Source organism: Streptomyces sp. NPDC091416, assembly GCF_044756845.1.
Lineage (GTDB): Bacteria > Actinomycetota > Actinomycetes > Streptomycetales > Streptomycetaceae > Streptomyces.
In genome coordinates this window covers 21,638-42,762 of record NZ_JBIVTU010000028.1, presented here as the reverse complement: position 1 = coordinate 42,762, position 21,125 = coordinate 21,638, and the positions used below count along the sequence as shown (strand labels likewise).

General features: G+C 70.6%; 26 protein-coding genes. 2 read left to right on the top strand and 24 right to left on the bottom strand.

Going from position 1 to position 21,125, the window contains the following annotated elements; genetic code table 11:
- The first annotated feature begins 287 nt into the window (after positions 1 to 287).
- A complete protein-coding gene (locus ACIQMX_RS40705; RefSeq protein ID WP_402486297.1) occupies positions 288 to 512 on the top strand; it encodes a helix-turn-helix domain-containing protein in 225 nt (74 codons plus the stop codon).
- A gap of 136 nt (positions 513 to 648) precedes the next feature.
- Here ACIQMX_RS40705 and ACIQMX_RS40700 read toward each other — a convergent pair whose 3' ends face one another.
- The 3 genes from ACIQMX_RS40700 to ACIQMX_RS40690 form a co-directional block, all read right to left on the bottom strand.
- Entirely contained in the window at positions 649 to 840 is a 192-nt protein-coding gene (locus tag ACIQMX_RS40700) for a hypothetical protein (protein WP_402486294.1), read from the bottom strand.
- Positions 837 to 1,037, bottom strand: coding sequence for a hypothetical protein (locus tag ACIQMX_RS40695; protein WP_402486291.1), 201 nt, complete (start codon positions 1,035 to 1,037; stop codon positions 837 to 839). The genes ACIQMX_RS40700 and ACIQMX_RS40695 overlap by 4 nt, the downstream gene beginning before the upstream one ends.
- A 68-nt stretch (positions 1,038 to 1,105) precedes the next feature.
- Positions 1,106 to 1,324, bottom strand: coding sequence for a hypothetical protein (locus ACIQMX_RS40690; RefSeq protein ID WP_402486288.1), 219 nt, complete (start codon positions 1,322 to 1,324; stop codon positions 1,106 to 1,108).
- A 104-nt stretch (positions 1,325 to 1,428) separates the two neighbouring features.
- Between ACIQMX_RS40690 and ACIQMX_RS40685 the strand changes: the two genes are divergently transcribed.
- Positions 1,429 to 2,469, top strand: coding sequence for a helix-turn-helix domain-containing protein (locus tag ACIQMX_RS40685; RefSeq protein WP_402486285.1), 1,041 nt, complete (start codon positions 1,429 to 1,431; stop codon positions 2,467 to 2,469).
- On the opposite strand, the gene ACIQMX_RS40680 is transcribed toward ACIQMX_RS40685, so the two are convergent.
- The 21 genes from ACIQMX_RS40680 to ACIQMX_RS40580 form a co-directional block, all read right to left on the bottom strand.
- Positions 2,466 to 2,675 carry a hypothetical protein gene (locus tag ACIQMX_RS40680; RefSeq protein ID WP_402486282.1) on the bottom strand — a complete coding sequence of 70 codons (210 nt, stop codon included), beginning with the start codon at positions 2,673 to 2,675 and terminating at the stop codon, positions 2,466 to 2,468. The genes ACIQMX_RS40685 and ACIQMX_RS40680 overlap by 4 nt on opposite strands.
- A gap of 160 nt (positions 2,676 to 2,835) precedes the next feature.
- Positions 2,836 to 3,528 (bottom strand): collagen-like protein, encoded by a 693-nt coding sequence (locus ACIQMX_RS40675; RefSeq protein WP_402486281.1) that lies wholly within the window; start codon positions 3,526 to 3,528, stop codon positions 2,836 to 2,838.
- Positions 3,525 to 3,857, bottom strand: coding sequence for a hypothetical protein (locus tag ACIQMX_RS40670; protein WP_402486279.1), 333 nt, complete (start codon positions 3,855 to 3,857; stop codon positions 3,525 to 3,527). The genes ACIQMX_RS40675 and ACIQMX_RS40670 overlap by 4 nt, the downstream gene beginning before the upstream one ends.
- Before the next feature lie 27 nt (positions 3,858 to 3,884).
- On the bottom strand, positions 3,885 to 4,121 hold the full coding sequence (locus tag ACIQMX_RS40665; RefSeq protein WP_402486277.1) for a holin: 237 nt from the start codon (positions 4,119 to 4,121) through the stop codon (positions 3,885 to 3,887).
- A 3-nt stretch (positions 4,122 to 4,124) separates the two neighbouring features.
- Positions 4,125 to 4,883 carry an N-acetylmuramoyl-L-alanine amidase gene (locus ACIQMX_RS40660; protein WP_402486274.1) on the bottom strand — a complete coding sequence of 253 codons (759 nt, stop codon included), beginning with the start codon at positions 4,881 to 4,883 and terminating at the stop codon, positions 4,125 to 4,127.
- Between the two features lie 196 nt (positions 4,884 to 5,079).
- Positions 5,080 to 7,038 carry a right-handed parallel beta-helix repeat-containing protein gene (locus tag ACIQMX_RS40655; protein ID WP_402486271.1) on the bottom strand — a complete coding sequence of 653 codons (1,959 nt, stop codon included), beginning with the start codon at positions 7,036 to 7,038 and terminating at the stop codon, positions 5,080 to 5,082.
- A gap of 1 nt (position 7,039) precedes the next feature.
- Positions 7,040 to 7,654 carry a hypothetical protein gene (locus tag ACIQMX_RS40650; protein ID WP_402486269.1) on the bottom strand — a complete coding sequence of 205 codons (615 nt, stop codon included), beginning with the start codon at positions 7,652 to 7,654 and terminating at the stop codon, positions 7,040 to 7,042.
- Positions 7,655 to 7,667: 13 nt separating this feature from the next.
- Positions 7,668 to 8,600 (bottom strand): hypothetical protein, encoded by a 933-nt coding sequence (locus ACIQMX_RS40645; protein WP_402486266.1) that lies wholly within the window; start codon positions 8,598 to 8,600, stop codon positions 7,668 to 7,670.
- Positions 8,597 to 9,742 carry a phage tail protein gene (locus ACIQMX_RS40640; RefSeq protein WP_363066333.1) on the bottom strand — a complete coding sequence of 382 codons (1,146 nt, stop codon included), beginning with the start codon at positions 9,740 to 9,742 and terminating at the stop codon, positions 8,597 to 8,599. Before ACIQMX_RS40640 ends, ACIQMX_RS40645 begins: the two co-directional genes overlap by 4 nt.
- Positions 9,742 to 11,154: a hypothetical protein gene (locus tag ACIQMX_RS40635; protein WP_402486264.1), complete on the bottom strand. Its 1,413-nt coding sequence runs from the start codon at positions 11,152 to 11,154 to the stop codon at positions 9,742 to 9,744. Before ACIQMX_RS40635 ends, ACIQMX_RS40640 begins: the two co-directional genes overlap by 1 nt.
- Positions 11,155 to 11,173: 19 nt before the next feature.
- A complete protein-coding gene (locus ACIQMX_RS40630; protein ID WP_402486262.1) occupies positions 11,174 to 15,496 on the bottom strand; it encodes a phage tail tape measure protein in 4,323 nt (1,440 codons plus the stop codon).
- A gap of 4 nt (positions 15,497 to 15,500) precedes the next feature.
- Entirely contained in the window at positions 15,501 to 15,878 is a 378-nt protein-coding gene (locus ACIQMX_RS40625) for a hypothetical protein (protein ID WP_363066327.1), read from the bottom strand.
- Between the two features lie 41 nt (positions 15,879 to 15,919).
- Complete coding sequence (locus tag ACIQMX_RS40620; RefSeq protein ID WP_402486259.1) at positions 15,920 to 16,243, bottom strand: hypothetical protein; 324 nt, start codon at positions 16,241 to 16,243, stop codon at positions 15,920 to 15,922.
- Positions 16,244 to 16,356: 113 nt separating this feature from the next.
- Positions 16,357 to 17,016 (bottom strand): phage tail protein, encoded by a 660-nt coding sequence (locus tag ACIQMX_RS40615; protein ID WP_402486257.1) that lies wholly within the window; start codon positions 17,014 to 17,016, stop codon positions 16,357 to 16,359.
- A gap of 62 nt (positions 17,017 to 17,078) precedes the next feature.
- A complete protein-coding gene (locus ACIQMX_RS40610; RefSeq protein WP_402486254.1) occupies positions 17,079 to 17,468 on the bottom strand; it encodes a hypothetical protein in 390 nt (129 codons plus the stop codon).
- Complete coding sequence (locus ACIQMX_RS40605) at positions 17,468 to 17,782, bottom strand: hypothetical protein (protein WP_402486251.1); 315 nt, start codon at positions 17,780 to 17,782, stop codon at positions 17,468 to 17,470. The genes ACIQMX_RS40610 and ACIQMX_RS40605 overlap by 1 nt, the downstream gene beginning before the upstream one ends.
- Positions 17,782 to 18,123: a hypothetical protein gene (locus ACIQMX_RS40600; protein ID WP_402486248.1), complete on the bottom strand. Its 342-nt coding sequence runs from the start codon at positions 18,121 to 18,123 to the stop codon at positions 17,782 to 17,784. The genes ACIQMX_RS40605 and ACIQMX_RS40600 overlap by 1 nt, the downstream gene beginning before the upstream one ends.
- The gene (locus tag ACIQMX_RS40595) at positions 18,120 to 18,665 is read right to left on the bottom strand and encodes a mobile element protein (protein ID WP_402486246.1); all 546 of its coding nucleotides are present in this window, start codon (positions 18,663 to 18,665) and stop codon (positions 18,120 to 18,122) included. Before ACIQMX_RS40595 ends, ACIQMX_RS40600 begins: the two co-directional genes overlap by 4 nt.
- Positions 18,652 to 19,011 (bottom strand): hypothetical protein, encoded by a 360-nt coding sequence (locus tag ACIQMX_RS40590; protein ID WP_402486243.1) that lies wholly within the window; start codon positions 19,009 to 19,011, stop codon positions 18,652 to 18,654. Before ACIQMX_RS40590 ends, ACIQMX_RS40595 begins: the two co-directional genes overlap by 14 nt.
- A 9-nt stretch (positions 19,012 to 19,020) precedes the next feature.
- The gene (locus ACIQMX_RS40585; protein ID WP_402486240.1) at positions 19,021 to 20,298 is read right to left on the bottom strand and encodes a phage major capsid protein; all 1,278 of its coding nucleotides are present in this window, start codon (positions 20,296 to 20,298) and stop codon (positions 19,021 to 19,023) included.
- Complete coding sequence (locus tag ACIQMX_RS40580) at positions 20,295 to 21,125, bottom strand: HK97 family phage prohead protease (protein ID WP_402486237.1); 831 nt, start codon at positions 21,123 to 21,125, stop codon at positions 20,295 to 20,297. The genes ACIQMX_RS40585 and ACIQMX_RS40580 overlap by 4 nt, the downstream gene beginning before the upstream one ends.

The following is a 21,125-nucleotide window of genomic DNA, read 5'->3' as shown; positions in this document are numbered from 1 at the left end:
GAGCTATCCCACCGGCAAACACCTATAGAAACTCACGGTGATATGCCCAGCTCAAGGGCGTGAACTGGAACATGACTGAACCCCAGCGCTGCAGCGCTGGGGTTCAGGCGGCCGCTCCCACTGCCTGGGGGAGGTAGTTGGGAGGGCCGGTCTCGGGGGTCCACCATATGGATCAACGACGTTTAGGTGTACCAGTCACCGAAGGATGCGTGATCATTCGTTTTAGGGTCAACCCTAAAGACAGATGATCATGACCCCGCGAGCGTGGACAGGTGCACCACCAGCCCATGCCACCCGAGCGCGTCCACGCCAGACGCCGGGCCATCGGCGAGCACATCCGCGCCGCCCGCCTCTACGCGAACCTCACTCAGGAGGCGGTCAGCCTGCGCTCCGGCATCGGCCTCGCCTCGTACAACCGCATCGAGCAGGGACACAGCAGTCCCCTTCTCGACTCCCTCATTCGCATCGCGGACGCCATCGGCGTTCCCCTCGCCGACCTCGTGAGGGAGTAGCCGGGCCCCGGCCAGCCAACGGGGGCTGGCCGACCGGGACGCAGCGCCCCGCCCGAACCCCGGCCGCCGACGGCCAGGTGCAGGGGCGGGAGGCCCACCCGCAGCAGCTGCGCGAGCCGCAGCCGCGGGCAGGAGTTCAGAGCTGCCGGTCGAGGATGCGCTGCGGGCGCGTCTCCTGCAGCCAGGTCAGGTCATCCAGTTCGTCAGTGGGCTCACCACTTAGGCCCTGACGGTGTGTAGGGCACGCCCAGACTTCGGTGCCCTCGTACCCGCCGACGCTCTCAATGTCGCGCTGGCTTCCGCAGGTGACGCAGCGCTTCCGCGTCACGGGGCCTCCTCGTACAGCGGGTTTCCAGGGGCGGGTGTGACGTGGATGAACGAGGTGACGATCGCCCGGTAGCTACGGTGGCCGGTGTGCCGGCCGGTGTGCCGGCCGGTGTGGTTCAGCGCCCAGTCCTCGGGCGGCGTGCGCTCCGCGGCCGCGTCGGACCGGTCGAGGCAGCTGGTGCACTCGATCTCGTGCACAGGGCCCGACGCTCCGGGCGTGGTGTCTACGCCGATCGTCCAGGGCGCTCGGCGGATCACGGACCGAGTCATCGGCGCGTCCGCGCTTCCTGCTGTGCGCACTCGCCGGTGTCCGCGCACGCCCTCGGGAACCAGCTGTACGCGGCCCCGTTCTTCGCCGTGGCGCGCTGCTCGCCGAGGTCGACGTCCGTGCCCGGGGCGAGTGGATACCCGCACCAGGTACAGCGCCTACCGCGCTGCTGCTGTTCGGTGAGGCTGCTGACGTTGGGTAGTGCTCTCACGGCCATGCTGCTGCCCTTCTCCGACCCGACTCGGTTATGAGCGACATCGTCCGGGGGACAGTCCCGCGATCCGATACACAGGCTGTATCAGCCGGGCGTATCGTCCCCGCATGAGTAGTCGGGGACTCTGGGCAGACGTCGCTCTGCGCGCCGCCTGGGCGCGTCAGGACTGGGCCGCGATCCTTCGCGAGTACCGGCGCGCTGCGGGTTTATCGCAGCGTGGTCTGGAGCCGCTCGTGGGAATGCCGCAGCCGCACATTTCCGCGATCGAGTCGGGCCGCCGGCAGGTGACGACAGCCGAGGTACGCGCCCGCATCACCGAAGGACTCCGCGTGCCCCCAGAGCTCACCCTGATTCCGGCCCGGCCGGACCTCGACGACTGGGCGCCACCCACCGAACTGCGCGACCGCATCGCGCACGGGCACGCCACCGGCCGCACCGACCTCCGCACCGCGGAATGGATCGGCGAGGTCCTCGCCCAACACCGACGCGACGAGGACCAGGCGCGCGGCCTCGAACTGTGGCCCGTCGTCCGCGCCCAGCTCGATTCCGTGACCCTGCTACTTCCTGGGACCACGGGCCCGGCCGCGGACCGGCTGCTGCTCCTGGCGGCCGAACACGCGCACTGGCTGTCATGGGTGGCCGCCCAGCAGAACCGGCGCGGTATTGCCCTCGCCTGGATTGATCTTGCGCACGGGTGGGCGGTCGACGGCGGGCACACAGACATGGCGTCATGGGTCCACCGCATCCGCTCGTACTACAGCCTGCGCCACGGCGACCCCGTGCGTGCGCTCCGTACCGCCGAGGCCGGGCGCCTGGCCGTCGGCCTGTCACCGGCCGCCGCGTCCGTTGCCACGCACCAGGTGGCTACCGCGGCCGCCGCGCTCGGAGAGAGGGACCGGGCCCGGCGCCTCGCACACGAGGCGGTCGACCTGGCGCTGCAGAACACCGACGAGGAGGAGCGGCCCGGCTGGCTGTACTGGCTCACCCCGACCCGCGCCATGCTCCAGCTCGCCGACACCGCGTACAGCTGCCAGGACTGGCAGGTCGCGGTCGACGGGATCCGGGCCGCGCTCCCCGAGCTCGTCGGCTACCCCCGGGACCACGCCTACTACCAGGCCCGGCTCGAGGACGCGGCCCGCCGGACCTAGGCCTCGCCCGGCGACCGCACGGACAGGATCGCCACGCCGGACCCGGGCGGCAGCAGGGCCTGCACGGTGGAGTGGATGACGGCTACAGAGGGCTGCTCGCCGGGGACATCGACGAGGTGCTCGCGCTGCTCGAGGTCGGCCGGCTCGTAGTCGTCGGGGCCGACGCCGGGCGGAATGATGCTGTACCTGATCATGTACTCGCTCATGGCGCCCGATCGTAGCGGGGAGCACAGACACGTGAGCGCCCTCCGCGGAGTCGGGTCCGAGGAGGGCGCTACGGCCAGAATAGCGATACCAGTTGAGCCGCGTACCCCGGAACGCAGAAGAACGCCCCCGTCCCGGCCGAGGCCGGTGCGGGGGCGTTGCTCATAGGGCGCGGCGGCGGTCTGCTGGCAGGCCGAGGACAGTCGGGGTTGCTGCCGGGTCGGGTGTGGTGGGGACGTCGCGCCGGCACATCAGCGCATCAGGGTCGCCGGGCGGGGGCTGCAGGCTGTACCCGGTGGGGCAGGTCTGGCCATTCGTGCCGTCGCGGCCGTTCGTGCCGTCCTTCCCTGCGGGCCCGGGCGCACCGGCCGGTCCCTGCTCGCCGGCCGGACCGGCAGGCCCGGCCGGACCGGCAGGACCAGCGGGCCCGGTCACTCCATCGGCACCAGCAGCGCCGTCCTTGCCGGCCGCGCCGGATGGGCCCGGTGACGGGGTGCCCGCCGCGCCCGTGGCGCCGCGCTCGCCCTGGTCGCCCTTCGGCCCCGGCGGCCCGGGGATCTGTACGGGTACCTCGAGCCGGTCGGGCAGGTCCTCGACAGCACGCGACGGATCGGGCACTGCCGGGGTACCTCCCGCGGCCTTGATCTGTGCGCGCAGGGTGCGCACGTCTCCGGCCAGGGTGCTGACCGCGTCGCCCCGGCGGTCCGCCTCGGCCGCTACCTGCTGCGTCCGTTGAGCCTCCGCGTCGATGCGCAGCCACACCAGGAGCACAGCGCCGGACAGCACCAGCAGCACAGCGGCCAGGGCGAACTGCCGCCACCGGCGCGCGAGAAACTTCGGACTGCGGTGCGTCACAACGGCGTCCCTCCAAGTTCGGCGATACGGCCATGCAGCCGGGCATTCTCGGTAGTGAGCTCGGTGATCTGCCTCAGCAAGTCGGCCGTCCCTGCGCGTTCACCGGCGAGCTCGGCGTACGCCGCGGCTAGCCGCACCTCGTTCTCGACGAGCTGCGCCCGCACCTTGTCTCGTTCTTCCTGCAGGTTGTCGACGAGCGAGGAGTACCCACCGAGGACCCCGGCGGACTGCGCCGCCCTGTTCTCGCCCCGCTTCCCGATCCAGGCGCCCGCGGCCGTTGCGAGCCCGACGACGATGACTCCGACCGCGCCGAGCGTCGCAGCGTCCACGTGCATGCCTCCTGGTGCGAGGGTTGGTCAGCCGTTCTTGGCGAGCGGGTCGGCGAGGTCGCGCGGGGTGTGCCTCGCCCGGTACCCGGCGAGGAACACCAGGGCGCCCGGAGCGAGCGCGAGCACCAGGCCCTGCAGCCACGCCGGCAGCGGGCCGAGCAGACTGGCGTCCGCCTGGACGTCGTTGAGGACGGCGACGACCAGGCCGACGAGGAGCGATACCGCGCTGCTCGCCTTGACCTTGGTCTCTACGGGTGCGGCCATGAGTCAGTCCTTCTTCTCGAGGGCGTCAAGACGTGTGGAGAGCTTCTTGACGTTGTCGTTGACGGTGGCCACCAGGTCGTAGATCTCGCGGAGGAACGACATCGGGGCCCACTTGGGGTTCTTCTTGATCGTGGCGCTTCGGGACGGGGCGGGGATCTCGAGCTTCCACACCGCGTCGTTGACTTCCTGCTTACTGAATCCGGCCATGGGGTCTTCTTCCTTGCTCGGGGTGGAGCCGGGGTCCCAGCTCGCGGGGTGGGTGAGGCGCTCGGCGACGTCGCGCCGGAACTGGGCCGGTGTAAAGACGAACTGGCCCCGGCTGCCGTAGCCCTCGACGGGGCCGCGGGGGTCGACCTTGCCCTCCACCGAGGTTTCCTTGTGGCAGCCGGTCGACTCGGCGGACCAGCCGTGGTGCCGGCACACGGCGCTGTTGATCCGCACCCAGGCGTCGTACTGGACTCGCGGGTAGACGTCCTGGCCGTCGCCCAGGTTCTCCGTCTCGATGCCGTACGAGACGTCGTTGCCGTCGACCGTCCCCGTGCCCTTGTCGGGCGCCGGGTGCGTGGTCTTCTCGTCGCGGAAGCTGGCGTAGGCGTTGAGTGCCATCCGCCCGGCGTGGTTCGCGCGGTGAGCGCTGCACATCGTGGCCACACCCGACCGGGCGAGGTAGATGTGGGCGAGGGGGCCGGGCAGTCCGGCCACGCCGTTCTTCGCGACGGTGTCCTTGGCGTTGCGGCCGGCGGTGTGGTGGTTGAGGAACATGCGGACGGGGCCGAACGCCAGGCCGGTAGCAGCGTCGCGTCCCCGCGTGCGCCATCCCGGGTACTCCTCGACCTTCACGCCCTCGGCGCGCAGGATCGTCAGCCACTGGTCGGGTGTGAGTGGTGGGGCCATCGTGTCTCCAGACATGACGATGCCCCGGGCCGGATCGGCGCGGGGCGTGCGGGGTGTGGGGTGGTCAGCTGACCAGGTTGAGGCCGGGCGAGGCGGATCCGCCCGCCCAGTCGACGATCTGCCGGGTGCCTGAGAGGTTGAGCGCGGTTGCTCCGGCCGCGGCCCAGCCGGAGCCGGACAGGTCGTTGCCGATGACGGCGCAGTCGGTGGCGGACGCGGTGAGGTCCACGCCGATGGCGGTCTGTCCGCCGCGCAGGATGTGGTTGCCGATGACCCGGGCGCGGGCGGCCGAGGCCGTGACGCGGATGCCGCTTCCCTTGGCGGCGTTGACGCGGTTGCCGTTCACGCTGACGTCGCTGCCGCCGTTGACGAGCACGCCGTGCCCTGCCGCGGTGGTGTCGACGGTGTTGCCTCCGACGTGTCCGCCGGTGCACGTGTCGACGCTGATTGCCGTACTGCCGCTGGACAGGCACGTGTTGACGGCGATGTGTGGAGTGCTGCAGTTCAGTGCGGAGACGGCCAGGGATCCGCTGCCGGCCACCAGGTTGTCGGTGATGCGGGGGGCGGTGGCCTGGGAGACGTAGATGCCGGTCGCGGCCGCACCGGTGACCGTGTTCCCGCTGATGTCTACGCCGGTGGGGCGGGCGGTAGCGAAGCCAATGACGCGCAGGGGAGAGGAGCCGGGGGCGCCGGTGACGGTGTTGTTCTGCACCGAGACGTTCTGGCAGGCGACGCTGTAGCCGTTGACGGCCGGGTCGGGCCCGGTGACCATGACGCACGCCGCCCCGGTCCCGGAGATCACGTTGTTCGCGATCACGGAGTTCTTCCACGCGTAGGCCCGGATCCCCTCCTGCCCGGTCGCCTCGATGTGGTTGTCCAGGACGCGCACGCTCTCGTGCCAGGTCGCGGCGGCCGAGGTGTGCGAGCCGACGGCGCGGCCGAAGCCCGGCAGCCGGGCCGAGGCCCGGAACGTACAGGCCTGCACGAGGATGTTGCGGCAGGCGGTCCCGTCGTTGGGCCCGGCGGCGCCGGATCCGGGGATGGCGTAGTCCAGCTGCACCGCCTCGGAGAAACCCCGGGAGGCGTCGGGGGTGTTGTCCCGGAAGCCCTCGAACGTGCAGCCGACGACCTGCACGTTGCGGGAGGCGTTGATCTCGACGCCGTGCGCGCCGGACACGTTGCGGATGGTGAGGTCTCGCAGGGTGACGTTGCTGGAGTGGCTGATCGTGAACGCGTTGATGACGCTCGTCACGGTTCCGCCGGTGCCCTCGGGGCCGGCGGCGTTCGCGTCCCAGATGCCGCCCTCGATCGTGATGTTCCCGGGCCCGGTGTAGGCGGCGAATTCCTGGCCGGGTGCGTAGTTGCGCAGCAGGCCGCTGTTGCTGATCGCGCGCATCGTCGCGCCATGGGCCTGGATCCGGGTGCCCGCCCTGGCGACCAGGTAGGTGCCGACGGCGTAGGTGCCGCCGCTGGGGATGATGACGGTTCCGCCGCCCGCCAGCCCGGCCAGGTCCAGGGCGGCCTGGATACGGGGCCCGTCATCGACCAGCCCGGTGCCGGCGGCCGCGGTGACGGGGAAGACGCGGGCGGCCTGCAGGTCGGCCATGTTCGGTGCGGTGATCGGCTGGGTGAAAACAACGGGGCCGGTGACGGTGCCGCCGTCGGTCCGGTCCAGCTTCGCGCCGACTGTCTCAGCTGCGCTCTGGGCTGCCTGCAGGGCGGTCTCGGGGAGCTCGCGCGCGGCCTGGTACCAGGTGACGGGCTGGCCGGCGGAGTCCAGGTACTCGTACACGATCGCGGGGACGTCCTGGATCATGAACGTCCGGATCGCGCCGGGGGATCCGGAGGCGAGGCTGTTGGAGCGGAACTGTGAGATCGGGGTGAGGCCGTCCTTCTCGAGGAGGGCGGTGATGATCTCGCTGGTGCCTGCGCGCCGGATCCGGATCGGGTAATCGGGCACGACGGTGCCGCTGCGGGTCTGCAGGACGTCGGCGGCGGTTCCGCCGAAGGTGTACAGGGTCATGTCAGTCCATCCAGTAGGAGCCTGCGAGGTCGACCCAGGCGGTGCCCCCGGGGCCCTGGTACCACCACAGGATGTCGCCGGCCACGCCGTACGCCGATGAGGTGTTGCTGCCGAGGACCTCGAAGCGTCCGGCGGCGTTGATGGTGTCGCCGCCCAGGGAGCAGCCGCCGACCCATGTGCCGAGGTCGACGGGGATGCAGTCCGGGGGAACGCTGCCGACGTTGGAACAGTTCGGGTCGTTGATGAACGTGCCGTCGGTGTGCTGCAGCCGCCCCTTGAGGTGGACGCGCACGCCTTCGGTCCGCCGGACTCCTACCGTGCCGAGGGTTTCGAACCCGCTTTTGAGGCTGATCGGGCGCCAGGCGGAGAGGGGTTCGCTGATCGTCGCCCAGGTGTTCGTCTCCGCGGATGTCTTGATCCACAGTGATCCGTCTTCTGCGGAGACGAGGGTGTGCAGCGGGGCGGCCGCGTACTGGGCGTCCCGGTCGGCTGCATCGGTGACGTGCTGGACGAGGTGGGGGTCGACGTCCAGGGCCAGTTCGGCCAGGGCGCCGGGGCCGACTGGGGCGTCCGCGCCCTCGGGGACCCGGATGCCGGCGTATCCGAACGTTGCCATGTGGTGTGGCCTCCTAGGCTGAGAACGAGATGGTGAGAGTGCCGCCCGTGACGCCCATGTAGTCGTCGCGGCCCTGGGCGTAGATCGCGAGCCCCTTGGCGCTGCCGGAGGCGAGAGCGGACCGCCAGGAGGCGGGCAGTGTCGCAGTGCCCTTCGCCCCGACGGACAGGCGCAGGAGGTCCTCGGGGCCCTGGCCTAGGTTCAGTTGGCCGGAGGGCGGTGAGGCGTAGTTGTGGAGGTACAGGTGCAGGGGCCGTTTGGCGTTGACGCCGGATCCGGTGCGGCGGGTGAACTGCACCCGCATGGTCGACACCGTTTTTCCTGAGCAGGCGGTGGCGATTTTGCTGCCGTAGAACCAGCCGCCGCGGCGGTCACCGCCGGAGGTCCATGAGCCCTGCATGGGGGTTGATGCGTAGTCGTCGGGCCGGCCTTTGCGCCAGGAGCCGGAGGCGCTGGCGGTGATGACTGCCGGTTTCGGGGGGCGGGTCGGTGGCGGGACCGGTGAGGGGACGTCGGCTGTGGCGAGCTGGGCGTAGAGCTGCCCGGTGCCGTTGGCGTCCTTGCGGGTCCACAGGGCACTGACCTGCTGCCAGCCGGTGCCTGGTGCGGCGGTGCCCCAGGTGTAGGCGGACACGGTGATCATGTCGCTGGCGACGTCGGCGGCGATTTCGCGGATCTCCGCTTCGGTCTCCTCGCCCGGGTCGTCGCCGAGCCGCCACACAACTACGGGCCGGGGGCCGGGCCGTACGGCCACCCAGTCCCCTGCCCTGCGCTCGCGGTAGGAGTCGGCGCAGGCCACGTTCAGGTGCAGGACGCCGTCCAGGATGAGGTTGACGCCGCCGGCAGCGGTGACGTCGTCGACCTGGGCGGAGACGAATCCGGGTCCGGCGGCCGCAGGCCCGGGCCCGGTGAGGTGCCGGGCCAGTTCGTGGGCGCTCTCGCTCACTGCAGCCTCCTCGAGGTGGTGCGGGTCGTGCACGTCTGGGTGATGCGGCCCAGCTGGTAGGGGCAGGAGTCGATGATGTGGCGCTGCCACTCGCCCGGGCGGATCTCGACCTCGACGACGTCCCCGGGCTCGAGGCCGGGGTGACATGCGGCGGTGAACGACAGGCTGTTCTGCACGCCGAGCGAGTCGGCGAGCAGGGCCTGGCCGAGCGCGTGCGCCTGGGCGTCATCGGTGATCAGGGCGGAGGTATGCCGCTGGGCACGGACACGGACCTCGGTCATGCCCAGGCGCGCGGGGGCGCCCGGGTCGTTGACCGGGTCGGGCCCGGCATAGGTGATGGATGTGGGGTCGTCGTCCCAGATGTGCACGGGCCCCACGGTGGGGGCGCCCTCTCCCGCGTCTCCGGTCACGGTCCACAGGTTCACGAGCCCGTCCGCGCTCTGCTCCTCGGCGGGCTCGATCACAGCCGTTCCGTACGGGATCCGCCAGACCACCTCGTCGGCCAGGGTCGGGGTCGGCCCAAGGGTCAGCACGCCGCGGGCGTCCACCCAGATCTGGCCGGCCAGTGCGGACGCGATCCCGGCGTCCGTTCCGCCGGACGTCCCCGACAGTGCCGCCCACCGGTCCTCGGGGATCGTGGTCTGCGGAATCACGGTGTCCGGGTCAATGCCCGGCCGCCACGACACCGCCGTCCCCGGCAACGCCTCGGCGGCCAGCTGGGCCACCAGGGCGCGCGCCGAGTCGGGACCGACCGACCGGGCCACCGGCAAACGTGCGGTGCGCAACACGTCCTCGAGGCCGAGCAGCTCCAGTTTCGCGCCGAGCCGGGTACGGGACAGCCGGTCGATCACGTACGTTCCGGCCGGTACCCAGACCACGGCAGTACGCGGCGGCTGCAGGCCCTGCCAGAGCCGTATCCGGGTGGTTGCAGCGTTGAGTCCGGACCGGCCCAGCGGTACCCCGAGCGCGGTGACGGAGCCGGAGTAGCGGCATTCCGCGCCGCGGTCCGGGCGAATCTCGCCGTCGCTGACCTTGGGTACGGGTGTCCAGGTCCGTCCGCCGTCGTTGGACCACTCCGCACGCACAGGGCGTGCGGCCGGACCGGTGATGGCGGCCAGCGCGGCCGCGGGGATGCGGAGCATCAGGTGACTCCGTCGGTGGAGAGCGCGGCCCAGGAGGTGTAGGCGGCGCCCGCCGCGTCCCAGGACGCGTACCGGTCGGCGAGGATGTCCCACGACCAGGCCGGCATCCGCATCGGCTGGTCTGCCGCGTCGGGGCGGGCGCACGGCTCGATGGTGAAGGTGAACCCGTAGCCGCCGGATGCGCCGAGCTTGCCTGTCGGTGTCGGTCCGGCGATGTCCCCCGGGACGAAGTAGGCGTCCGGGGTCAGGTAGCCGGGCCGGACCTGGGCCAGGAGCACACCGGAGCGCAGGAGCGTACGCACCAGGTCGACCCGGTCGGGCGGTACGTCGATGGAGACCTGGACGGACTCGGCGGCGTGGGTGTCGTAGGCCAGCGCCCGGTACGGGCTGCCCTGGACGTCCGCGGTTTCCTGACGGCCGGCCGCCGAGGCCCCGGACCACTGGCTGATCATGACGCGGGTCGACAGGCCCGGCTGGTCAAGGGACTTGATCCACAGGTCTCGGAGTTCACCGGGCGGCGGGGCCGGCACGAGCAGGGACAGCGTGGACGTGCCGCCGGTGTCCCCGTTCATGTAGATGGGGGTGGCGGTGTAGGAGACCGGCACGCCCAGCGGGGCCTCGTGGTCGTAGGCGGTTCCCACGCCACCGATCGCCCAGGCCGGATCACCCGAGCGCACCGGTACGGCCTCGGCGGCCGCCGGGTCGGTGCGGGTGATGCGGACCTGGCGGATGTCCGCTGATGTCAGACGCCGCGACGGGGACGCCCCGGGCAGGCCCTCCCACACGCATCCGGCCTGGTCGCCGTCCACGTAGTCACTGGGAGCGCTCACCCCGGTTTCGACCATCCCTCCGTCGGCCCACCACACCGTGCCCGTAGGGGCGTTGCAGGCGACCGCGACGCGGTCGACGGTTTCGCCGGCGGCCAGCGTCCGGGCGGCGGTGATCCGCACCCACTGGTCCCGCGGTGCGGACCCGACCGAGACGGTGCCCACCGTCCCGGACGCGTTGCGCCAAGCGAAGAAGCAGGTGGTGACCGCTGCGGGGATCTTGATCCAGGCGCTGGCCCGGATCACGGTGCCCGCGGTCGACTGCGGGGTGATCAGCCACCCTGTCCCGCAGAACGTCCCGGTGGACAGCTGGGTGTGCTGGGCTGCTCCCCGCCCGTACTTGGACTGGGAGGTCACCCACACCCGCGTCCCGGTGTTGTACGTCAGCGTCTGGTCCAGGCCCCCGCGCAGCGACGGGTTGTAGGCCAGATTGCGGCCGCCGGAGGCCGGGGGCGGCCCGTAGTCCACGGACAACACCACCCCCGCCCATCCCTCGTCCACCGTCGCCGCGAACATGCCGTCGGCGCTGGTGATCCGATCCGGTTCCGTCACGTGCGGTGCGGCCGGGTCAACGATCATGACCATGCGGGCACGGCTCCTCTCTCTACCTTGTGCCGGAACGGATGGCCCGGCGCACCGTGGACAGACCCTCGTCCACCCGTCGGTCGACGACCGCCGTGAACTCGTCTTCGCCGATGCGCAGGACGAGCGTGGCCCCGTCCTGCAGGGCGGCATCCTGCGCGGGCGCCTTGGCCGAGGTGACCGGCACAACTGTGGTTGCGGCCGCGGATGACATCCGCCGGGTGGGTACGGGTGTGGCGGCCACCTTGCGGATGACGCCGGAGTTGACCGCCATGTCGGGGCGGATCGCCTTGATCGCCCCGTTGGCGATCCGTGCCATCGAGTCGACGATGGCCTGCTCCTGGTCGAGCAGCCCGGTCAGGAATCCCCTCGAGGCCCCCACTCCGGCGTCGTACAGGATGTCCGCCATGCCGTTGCCGTAGAGGGTGGCCAGTTTCCCGCCCGCCGCAACGACCTTGTTCAGCCGTGCGATCTCGGCCTTGCTGGCACCGGACACCAGCCCGGCGAGGCCGGACCCTGCGTCAGTCCCCATCGCGATCAGCTGACTGATCACGTCCTTGGACGCCCCGTGCTTGAGCGCCGTATCGATCCGGGCCTGGAACGAGCGGACGTTGTTCTGCCGCCCCTCCAGACCAGTGATCAGATCCCTGACGGACCCGGCGTCGGCCAGGTTGGAGATGCCGAGGTAATCGCGGGTCGACTTGGTCTGATCGGCGGCGAACGACTTCGCCGCGGCGATCGTGGCACGGAGACTGTCCCGTTTCGCGGCGAGTGCCTGGAGCTTCGCCGCGACCTTGAGCGTGGACGCCACGAGACTGCTCGACTTGCCGGCCGCCGCCAGGTCCTTCGCGAGCTTCTGCGCGGCCTTGGCGATGTCGGCGGCCGTGCCGGTCAGGCTCTTGCGAAACGCCGTCAGGTCGCCGCGGATCAACGTGAGCGCGGGGCTCGCCCCAGACGAGGCCATGCGCCGCGCCGGGCGCTTGGCGGCCTTGGTGCCCTTGGCGAATCCGCGAACCGGGCCGAGCCCGGCCGCCATGCGCATGGAGTCGGCGTTGGAGTAGACGACCTCCCCGCCCCGGAACTCCATCAGCTCGGGGCCGTTCTCTCCGACCCAGGCGATCTCACCGCGGCGCGGTGACCCACCGTCGGCGTACCCCTTGAACCCGTACCGGTCGGTGAACAGCGGGTCCATGTAGCTGCGGGCCCGGGAACCGATGACGACCCCATCGCCGCCCCTGCTCTCCACGTTGACACCGTTCAGCGTGCCCGCGGTGTGGCCGACGCCGCTGTTGGTGACGCCGATCATGTACGGGGACCTGGCGCCCCGCACCCAGCCGGGCGGGGCCTGCTCACCGCTGAACGCGCCGGTGGCCCAACGGCGGTGGGGCTTCTGCCCACGGATCACGGACTCGATCGCGGACACGAGACCTGAGCAGTCCCACGACGGATCGCCGTTGCCGCCCCACTGGTAGGCCTTGCCCGCCTGCGTACGCGCCCAGGCCAGGGCGCCCTTGAACCCCTTCCCGCCGATGCCAGCCTTCTCGAGCTCGCCGTCCGCCTTCCCGGAGTAGCCGATGATTTCCTTGATCATCCGTTTGGGGATGCCGGTGATCATGTCCCGGTACGCCGACGCGGAGCCGCTGATCTTGTTCAGCAGGGGCCTCACTACCGCGTTCAGCCCGGCCTCGGCCGAGGCCTTCACGCCGTCCTTCAGCCAGCTGACGCCGCTCTTGGCGAGGTCAACACCCTTGGACGCGGAGTTCTTGACCCAGCCGAAGATGCCGCCCTCGCTGAACCCCTGACCCCGGAACGGGGAGAGGGAACGACCCTGCATCGCAGCCCGGTTGACCGCGTGCAGGCGCGCCCGCTCGTACGGATCCCGCATCGCCTCGGAGACGTAGACACCCTCACCGCGCCGCATCGGCACCAACTGGTCGTCACCGTCACGGAAAGAAGACTGACCAGGCAGCACACCGCCGCGTGCGAAGCCCTTGAACTCCGGCAAGGAGGGGGCACCGAACTTGCTGGCCACCTGGTTCCAGACACCACGGATGCCCTTGTTGTACACCGTATTGATCACGTACTCGATCGGCTTCTTCGCCTTGTCCTGCAGCGACTTGAAGGCCTTCCCCACGGTGTCCGCACCGGACTTGAACGCGTCGCCCATCGTCTTCGCCAGGGCTCGCGCTCGGTCGATCGGAGGCTTGAGCCCCTTGTTGTAGAGCCAGAGCGCAAGCTCTGCGACCCCGTGCAGCGCGGGGCTGAACGCGGTCTTCCACAGCCACGTGGCAGCCGCGCCCAGCAGGCGCAGCCCAGCGATGATCTGGGTCGCCGACCACTTCACCCCGGACCACATGAGCTTGAACCCTGCGACCGTCCAGCCGACGACCGGCTGCACGGCGTTGCGGTAGAGCCACATCACGACGGAGGCGACCAGGCGCACCCCGCCCATGACCAGGTTGAACTGGGCTTTCACCCCGCCCCACAGCCATTTCGCGCCGGCCACGATCCACTTGAATGCGGGCTGGATCGCTGCCGTCCACAGCCAGCTGAAACCGTCGCCGAGCTGCTTGACCCCGTACATGATCGGCATCACCAGGGTGATGTACATGACGGTGGCCAGGATCTTCGCACCGGTCGCGATCCATCCGAACACGGGCTGCAGCACGGTGTGCCACAGCCACGATGCGGCCGTGCCGATGGCGGTCAGCCCGGTCATCAGGTAGCCGAACCCGGGCTTCAGGCCCTGCTCCCAGAGTGCGGTCCATCCGGCCTTGATGCCCGCCCAGGCGCCCTGCACGATCGCCCGGAACGTCTCGCTCTTCTTGTACGCGATGACGAGCGCGGCGCCGAGCGCCACCACTCCGATGATGATCAAGGTGATGGGGTTGAGTGCCATCACGGCGTTGAAGATCGCCTGTGCGGCCGCCCACGCCCGGGTGACCATCATGACGCCGCGCACCGCGATGGAGTACGCGCCGAGCACGCCGAGGCTGATGCCGGTTGCGATGGCGTTCGCCGACATTGCCAGGGTCACGCCGCCGATCACGATGGCGAGCGGAGTGAACCAGATGCCGTACTCCCGCACCCACCGGGCGCCGGACATGAACGCATTGCCGAGTGCCGTCATGGTCGGCACGACACGGGTGTCGATGAATCCGCCGAACCGCTGGACGACCGGCAGGACGTCGGAGCCCAGGTAGCGGCCGAACTGCATCAGGCGGGGCAGTACGTACTTCGAGGTGGCGTCCCCGATCGCCATCAGGGCCCGGCGCTTGAACTGCTCGAACGGCACGCCGGCGTTGTTGCGCAGGTCGTCGCCGGCCTTCTTCGCCGCGCCGCCCACCGCACCAAGGTCGGCCACCGCCTTGGACGGATCCAAGCTGTACAAGGCCTTGCCGAGGTCCTCGCTCTTGGTTCCGAACAGGGCCACGCTCGCCGCGTTCCGGTCGACGGGGTTCTTCATGGCCCGCAGCTTGTCCAGCACGGTCTGCAGTCCAGCGGCCGCGCCGGCCCCGCCCTTGGCGAACATTGCCGTGGCGGACTCGGCGTTCATCCCGAGGAGCTTGAAGCCCGCCGCGGAAGCCTTGGATCCGTCGGTGGTGCGGATCTGGAATTCCTTGAGAGCGTCCGCGACGACGTCGGTGTCGCGAGCGCCTGCCTTCATGCCCTGGGAGAACAGGCCGGTGGCCGTCTTCATGTCCAGGCCGAGGCTGCGGAAGATCGTGGAGTACTCGTTGAACGTGTCGGCCAGGTCATCGGCGCGCGGGCCCATGACCTGGAAACCCCGGTACATGACGTCCAGGGCCTCGGTGCCGTTCTTCGCCAGGCCGTTCTTCACGGCCTGCCCGGCGGCGTTTGCGGCCTGGCCCAGGTCCACCTCGAACAGCGTCGACAAGTCCTGGACCTTGGTGCTGATCTGCGCGAGCTGTTTCGTCGTCGCCTTCGGCGGGGCGAGGCCGGCGGACATCGTGGCGCGCACGGCGGCCGCCGCCTCGTCCACGGACTCGGTGACCGTGTCCCCGTACAGCTTGCCGGCGGCCGCGCCAGCGCGCTTCGCGTCCTGGGCGCTCAGGCCCAGCTGTGCCTTGAGTTTGCCGGTGGCCTTCTGCTTCGCCAGTGACTCCTCGAGGCCCTTGGCGAGCAGGGCCCCAGCGGCCGCACCCACGGCGGCCGCGCCCACCAGGAGCTTGGCCTTCATCCCGGACATGAGGGATTCGCCGCCGGCCTGCCCCGCGCTGTTGGAGGCCCGGGCCACGGGCTCGCCGATCTCCCGGTCCAGCTGCTGGCCGAACCGGGACATGTTCGGCAGCACGTCCACCCACACAGCACCAGCGCGGGGCATCGGATCACCCCTTCTCTGCGTATTGCGGGGTCGCCATCGCGACGATCCGCTGATATCCCTGTCGCCCCTTGCGGGCGGCCTTGGCCTCGGCCTTGGCCTTCTGCTTCGGGGACGGGTCGCCGGGCCGCCAGGTGCGGTCCGGGTAGGGCTCCGCCTGCGACTTCTCGCCCCGGTTGGCGTTGCGGAAATCTGTCTCCATCCGGGCGATCCCGTCCAGGAGGTCGGCCAGCTGGTACTCGGCGGTGCCCCACGGGGAGTCCGTGATGGCCCGGGCCAGCGCCCCGCCTGGGGGCAGACCCTCGACCATCACGCGGAGTTTGCGCAGCGTGATGCGGCCCTGCCAGAACTCGGCGACCGGATCACGCGGCGCGTAGTGGTGCATCAGGTCCGCCTCGACGGCCTCGGGATGGTGCCCGAGGACGTCTAGGACCGTGTAGGGCGGCGCTTGATCTGGCCCTGCATGTCCTGCTGCACGGCGAGGAACAGCAGCCCGATGTCGCCGTCACTGTGGCCGGCGGCCGCGTACGTCTCGTACTGCTCCGGGCCGAGGATCGCGAGGGCCTTGTCCCTCGAGGTCTCGGCGGCGTCGACTGCCTCGGTCCAGTCGTCCTCGGCGAACAGCGGGTGCGGGAACGTCAGGACGTCGCCCTTGTCGGTCTCGAACTCCACGGTGTTGCCGCCGACTGCCTCGGTGTACTGGGCCTTGACTTCGGACAGCTTGTAGCGCTTGCGGTTGGGCTTGCTCATGGTGGTGATCTCTCTGTTCTGGGTGGCCGGTGGGTGAGCCGGTGGAGGCACCGAGGCGGCAGGGCTCACCCTGGGCCGCCGCCTCGGTGCCGGTGTGCGGGCCGGATCGGCCATCAGGGGCCTACCGGCGTTGCGAAGTCGCGCCAGCCCGGGCCGTCGATCCACGTGATCGAGTCGGTCTGGACCGTCTCGTCGACGTAGGCCTGGTAGGTGACGCCGCGGGAGATCTCGGCGGTGCGGGTCCACTGCTCGTCCTCACGGCCCGAGCGCAGGGCGCTGGGGAAGTGGCGGACGATGTACAGCGGCTTGCCGGTTTCCTTGTTGAGGTCCTCGGCGATGAACACGAGTCGCCGGTAGAGGGTGGGCGGGACCAGCGGCCTGGTCCAGGTCCATGCCTCCGTGCCGATCGCCGGGAGTGCATCGGCCCCGGACAGCGGCAGGTTCTCGTACAGGGCAAGGGCCGCGGCGTTCGTCTCCTGCGGTACCCACTGCGCCGTCTGAATGTCCGTTTCCACGTCGGAGCGGGTCGGGGACGCCGACTGCCCGGACTCGACGTCGTTCATCGACAGGTCGCCGGAGAACGTCACACCGTCGGTGGTGGTGTATCCGACCGGGACGTAACCGGCGGGGAGGACCTGCAGGATCCCGGCCGTGTCGAACGGGTCCGCCACGGCGTCCGCCGTGGTGTCCGCCGCGAAGATCGCGTAACGGAGTGCCTTGCGGATCAGCGACGTGCGCAGATCCGCCATGGTGGTGAAATCGCCGGCAGCCACAATGGGCCCCTTTCATGACGATGGCCCCGGGCGAGTGCCAGGGGCCAGGAGTGGAGGTGAGCTCAGGACGGCGCGCGCTCGCGGGTAGAGACCGTGTAGGTGGCCACTGCGCGCCGTAGAGCGGGGTTGCCGTACGGGACGAGGGCGGGGCGCTGTTCGGTCGTCACGTCGTCGATGACGACCTTCTGTCCGGGGTTGTGAGTGGCGGCCAGGGCGTGCATCGCCGTGCGGGTCCGCTCCGCCAGGTCCCATGCCGCGGCCCTGGTCGCCGCGAAGCTATGCACGTCGACGGTGGCGGTGTCGGTGACCTGGTCGTCGGCGCCGCCCGCGACCTGCACCCAGTCCAGCGGGAGCCGGGTTTCCAGCTGGTCGGGGAGCTCGTCCGCGACGCGTACGCCAGGCAGGTGTGGGCGCAGGCCGGTCATCACGGCCAGCTCGATGTCCGCCCACATCACGTCACCCCGTCGATGCGGGTGTGCGCGGCCCGGCCCAGCACCCGCCGCCGCGGTGTCGAGGACGTGCCGTGTTCATGGTCGGCGGCGTCCGCGCTGTCGGCGACAACTGCGGCCGTCGGCCGGCCCCGGGGGCGGATCTCCTCGACCACCTCGATCGAGGCGGCGAACTCTTCGCTGACCTCGGACCGGGCGATGGCCCGGGCCACTGGTGCGATGCGGTCGGCCTCGGCCTTGAGCGCGGCGCGGACGGGCTGGGAGCGCATGACCTCGGGCAGGCAGTTCGCATCGAACTCGAAACGGATACCGGACATCAGCCAGTCACCACCTTTAGGAATGCCTCGGTGTGGTCGAGCAGTCCGCCGAAGGAGCCGTGCTCGCCGGGCTCGCCGTCGACCTCGTACAGCACCCCCCGGTGTCGGACCCGGGACGTGTTGGTCAGGCCCATGTGCGGGGGCCCGGCCAGCCGCCACCGGGTGACGACCTGGACCCGGTCGTCGGTCGCCTCCGTGGAACTGACGGGCTGCATGTTGCAGCGGTCGACGTCGCGCTCCTGGTCCTCGTAGACGTCCTGCCCGCGCTCGTCCTCACCGACCAGGACCCGGGTGATGACGGTGACGGTGTCGCGCCGCAGCGGGTTGTCGATCACTGTCATGCGTCATCCCCCCGGTTCAGGCGGTGCGCCTCGACAGCGGCCTGCCACTGCGAGGTGATCCCCACCGCCGCCGTCGCCGCGAAACTGACGGACTCGGTGCCGGTGGTGATCTGCTGGATCGCCGGGTCCAGCCGGTAGATCGCCCGGGCCTGGTCGATGACCGCCTCCGTGACCTCCTCCGGCGTGACGGTGTGGCCGTGGTCGTACGTCACTGTGACCTCGGACCAGTCCGGCCAGCACCCGGACGGATGCAGCAGCACCCCCGCCCGGCGCTTGACCCGTACCCCGGTGAGCAGCTGCTCGTCCACCAGGACGTCGCCGAGGCGGACGACCGGGGCGGCCGGCAGCTGCAGCGCCGCCCGCCCCGTGCCGTCCAGGCTCACGGTGTCCTCGGTGACCAGACTGACGGGGTGGCGGACCGCACCGCGGAAGCGCCTTGTGGCGGCCCGCAGTGCGGCCAGCAACCGCAGATCGTCAGCAGGGATACCCAGGAACACGGCGAGCTCGGCCGGGTCGGCGAGGTAGGGCTCAGGCCCCGCCACCGGGACCGCCTGCCGCACGCTGCCGGGCCTCGGCCAGGAACTCGTCCTGGCGCTCCATGAGGCCCTTGCGCTGCTCGCCCTTGCTCTCGGCGTCCAGGACCCGGGCGGTCTCCTGCTCGTCGGCCTCGGCCAGGTGCGCGATGACCTGCAGCACGGTGTGCTCCGCCGGGTCGAACCCGCCGGCCCCGGGCTCCTGGTCCGTCTCCTGCGTGCGCGGGTCCGCCTGCGCCTGCGTGAGCGGGGGCGCCTGCCCGCCCGCGGGCGGTGCCGTGCGCGCCCGGTAGCGGGCCGCCTCGTCCGCGCGCACCCGGATCCCGTCGATCACGATCATCTTGTGCTCGGGCATGCTGTCTCCTTACGGGGTCGGCTTGATGACGATGAGCCGGTTGGGCTTCCAGATGACCTGCATCGCGCGCAGCTCTGCACGGACGTAGACGAGGTTTCGCTGGGCGTAGTCCTTGTGCTGGTTGAACGCCAGGACGGACAGGCCCTCGACGTCCAGGAGGGCGACCTGCCGCCAGTCGCCGAGGATGACCGTGCCCGGGGCCAGGCGCTGCGACAGCGCCCGGGCGCGGCCCCAGCTGGTGTTCGGGCCCTGGCCGAACGGGCCCTGCCCGAAGAACCGGTCGTTGGCGTCCTGCATGAGGTCCCACGCCTCGTCGTCCTCGGGCGACATCAGGGCCGCGGTGACGTTCCCGCCGGGCAGGGTGGTGATCTTCGTGATCGCCTTGCGGATCGCCTTGACCTGCTCCATGGCGTCGGTGCCCGGGGTGTAAGTCAGCTCCTGCACACCGGTGGTGTGCAGGATGCCCTTCGGCTTCCCGCTCGTGCCGGGGCCGTTCAGCAGCATGTCCTCGACGACGGAGTCCAGCGAGTACTCCAGCTCCTGGTCCATGTACGAGGCGAGCGCCGGCGCGTTGGACAGCAGGGAGTTGGTGACGTCGTAGCCGTCCGCGTACGTGTAGGGCTTGGCGTCGGCGAGCTCCGTTTGAATGGTCGACGTGGGCTTGAGCGCGGTGTCCGGGTCGCCGGGCAGGATCTCGTCCTGAACGACGGCGGCGTTGCGGGTCACCCCGGTCACCTGCAGGTACTCGAACGGTCCGTCCGACTCACCGCGGCTGATCAGGTCCAGGATGGTCAGGCTGTCGCGGTCGACCTGGTCCACCATCGGCATACGCGTCGGGGCGATGTGGCCGAGGGCGACCTGCAGCGGCGCGGACGTCGCCTTGCGGTTGGCCATCCACTCCTTGAGCGACCCGACGCGAGTCCGGCCGATGCTGACCGCCGACCCCTCGCCGAGCCCAGTCGGGTTGTCCTTGCGGAACTCCGCGTACAGGGCGCTCTTGGTGAACCGGCCGCCGAGCGTGGCAGCGTCGCCGTCCTCCTCCCGGTCCTTCACCCCGGACAGCTTCGGGGCTGGCCGGTCGGCGGCCTTGCCCGCCATCTCGGCGGCCGCGGCCTGCGCGTCGTCGGCCGCCTTGACCTTCACCTGAAGATCCTCGGACTCAGCCTTGATCGTGTTGATCCGGGCCACCTCGTCCTCGGTGAAGTCCCGGCCGTCCTCGGCCGCCGCCTTGGCGACGATGTCCGCCGCTTCCTTCAGCAGCGCCTGCAGCTTCTCGCGCAGCGTCATCCTGTGCTCCTCATGGTCATCAGTTCCTGCGTGGTGACCCATGCGGATACCTGGGCGGGCGTGAGCGCGGGAGCCTTCGCGGCGGCCTCATCGGCGGCGGCGGTCTCCTCGGGCGGTTGCTGGCCGGTCTCCTGCTCGGGTGTGGCCCCGTCCGCGGGCGCGGGCGGGGAAGTCTTCTGGGCCCGGTTCTTCTCCGGGGTCGCGGCGGCGAGGACGTCACCGATCGAGGCGTGCGCGCTCGCCAACGCGTCGTAGTTCGACTGGGACAGGACGCGGCCGGCCTTCGCGGTGTGGGCGAGGTCGGCGGCCTTGGCCGCGATCAGGTCGGTCTGCTGGTTCGCGCCGACCAGGCACGGGCCGACCTCGAACAGCGAGCTGAAACGCTTGATTTCGTAGAACTCGCCCCACGGGTGCGCGGCCAGGTCATCGGTCTCCACCCAGCCGCCCTCGCCGACGTCGTACGCGAAGCTGAACTGCTTGATGCGCCGGCCCTTGAGTAGGCCGTGCACGTGCTTCGCGGTGGCGTTGGTGTCCATGTCCTCGATCTGGGCGAGGACCTCGAGGCCGGCAGCCGTTTCCGTGGCTTCCAGGACCACGCCGATGTGCGCGAACGGGTCGCTCCATTTGTGGGCCCAGACCACCGGGATGGGGTCGCCGGACGCCTTCCACTCGGCGAGGACCTGAGCGAACGCGCCCGGGGCGATGACGTCGCCCATGCTGTCCTCGTTCCCGAACACTGAGACGAGCGCACGGAACTGGCCCTCCTGCAGCCCGTCGGCGGGCCCGACGGCCTTGATCTTCGCCGTGCATTCCTTCGTACGGGGCAC

Coding starts and splice junctions, on each gene's coding strand:
- ACIQMX_RS40705 (WP_402486297.1), top strand. CDS start 288: ATGCCACCCGAGCGCGTCCACGCCAGACGCCGGGCCATCGGCGAGCAC.
- ACIQMX_RS40690 (WP_402486288.1), bottom strand. CDS start 1,324: ATGGCCGTGAGAGCACTACCCAACGTCAGCAGCCTCACCGAACAGCAG.
- ACIQMX_RS40685 (WP_402486285.1), top strand. CDS start 1,429: ATGAGTAGTCGGGGACTCTGGGCAGACGTCGCTCTGCGCGCCGCCTGG.
- ACIQMX_RS40680 (WP_402486282.1), bottom strand. CDS start 2,675: ATGAGCGAGTACATGATCAGGTACAGCATCATTCCGCCCGGCGTCGGC.
- ACIQMX_RS40665 (WP_402486277.1), bottom strand. CDS start 4,121: ATGGCCGCACCCGTAGAGACCAAGGTCAAGGCGAGCAGCGCGGTATCG.
- ACIQMX_RS40660 (WP_402486274.1), bottom strand. CDS start 4,883: ATGTTCCTCAACCACCACACCGCCGGCCGCAACGCCAAGGACACCGTC.
- ACIQMX_RS40655 (WP_402486271.1), bottom strand. CDS start 7,038: ATGACCCTGTACACCTTCGGCGGAACCGCCGCCGACGTCCTGCAGACC.
- ACIQMX_RS40650 (WP_402486269.1), bottom strand. CDS start 7,654: ATGGCAACGTTCGGATACGCCGGCATCCGGGTCCCCGAGGGCGCGGAC.
- ACIQMX_RS40640 (WP_363066333.1), bottom strand. CDS start 9,742: ATGCTCCGCATCCCCGCGGCCGCGCTGGCCGCCATCACCGGTCCGGCC.
- ACIQMX_RS40635 (WP_402486264.1), bottom strand. CDS start 11,154: ATGGTCATGATCGTTGACCCGGCCGCACCGCACGTGACGGAACCGGAT.
- ACIQMX_RS40630 (WP_402486262.1), bottom strand. CDS start 15,496: ATGCCCCGCGCTGGTGCTGTGTGGGTGGACGTGCTGCCGAACATGTCC.
- ACIQMX_RS40625 (WP_363066327.1), bottom strand. CDS start 15,878: ATGCACCACTACGCGCCGCGTGATCCGGTCGCCGAGTTCTGGCAGGGC.
- ACIQMX_RS40620 (WP_402486259.1), bottom strand. CDS start 16,243: ATGAGCAAGCCCAACCGCAAGCGCTACAAGCTGTCCGAAGTCAAGGCC.
- ACIQMX_RS40610 (WP_402486254.1), bottom strand. CDS start 17,468: ATGTGGGCGGACATCGAGCTGGCCGTGATGACCGGCCTGCGCCCACAC.
- ACIQMX_RS40605 (WP_402486251.1), bottom strand. CDS start 17,782: ATGTCCGGTATCCGTTTCGAGTTCGATGCGAACTGCCTGCCCGAGGTC.
- ACIQMX_RS40600 (WP_402486248.1), bottom strand. CDS start 18,123: ATGACAGTGATCGACAACCCGCTGCGGCGCGACACCGTCACCGTCATC.
- ACIQMX_RS40590 (WP_402486243.1), bottom strand. CDS start 19,011: ATGCCCGAGCACAAGATGATCGTGATCGACGGGATCCGGGTGCGCGCG.
- ACIQMX_RS40585 (WP_402486240.1), bottom strand. CDS start 20,298: ATGACGCTGCGCGAGAAGCTGCAGGCGCTGCTGAAGGAAGCGGCGGAC.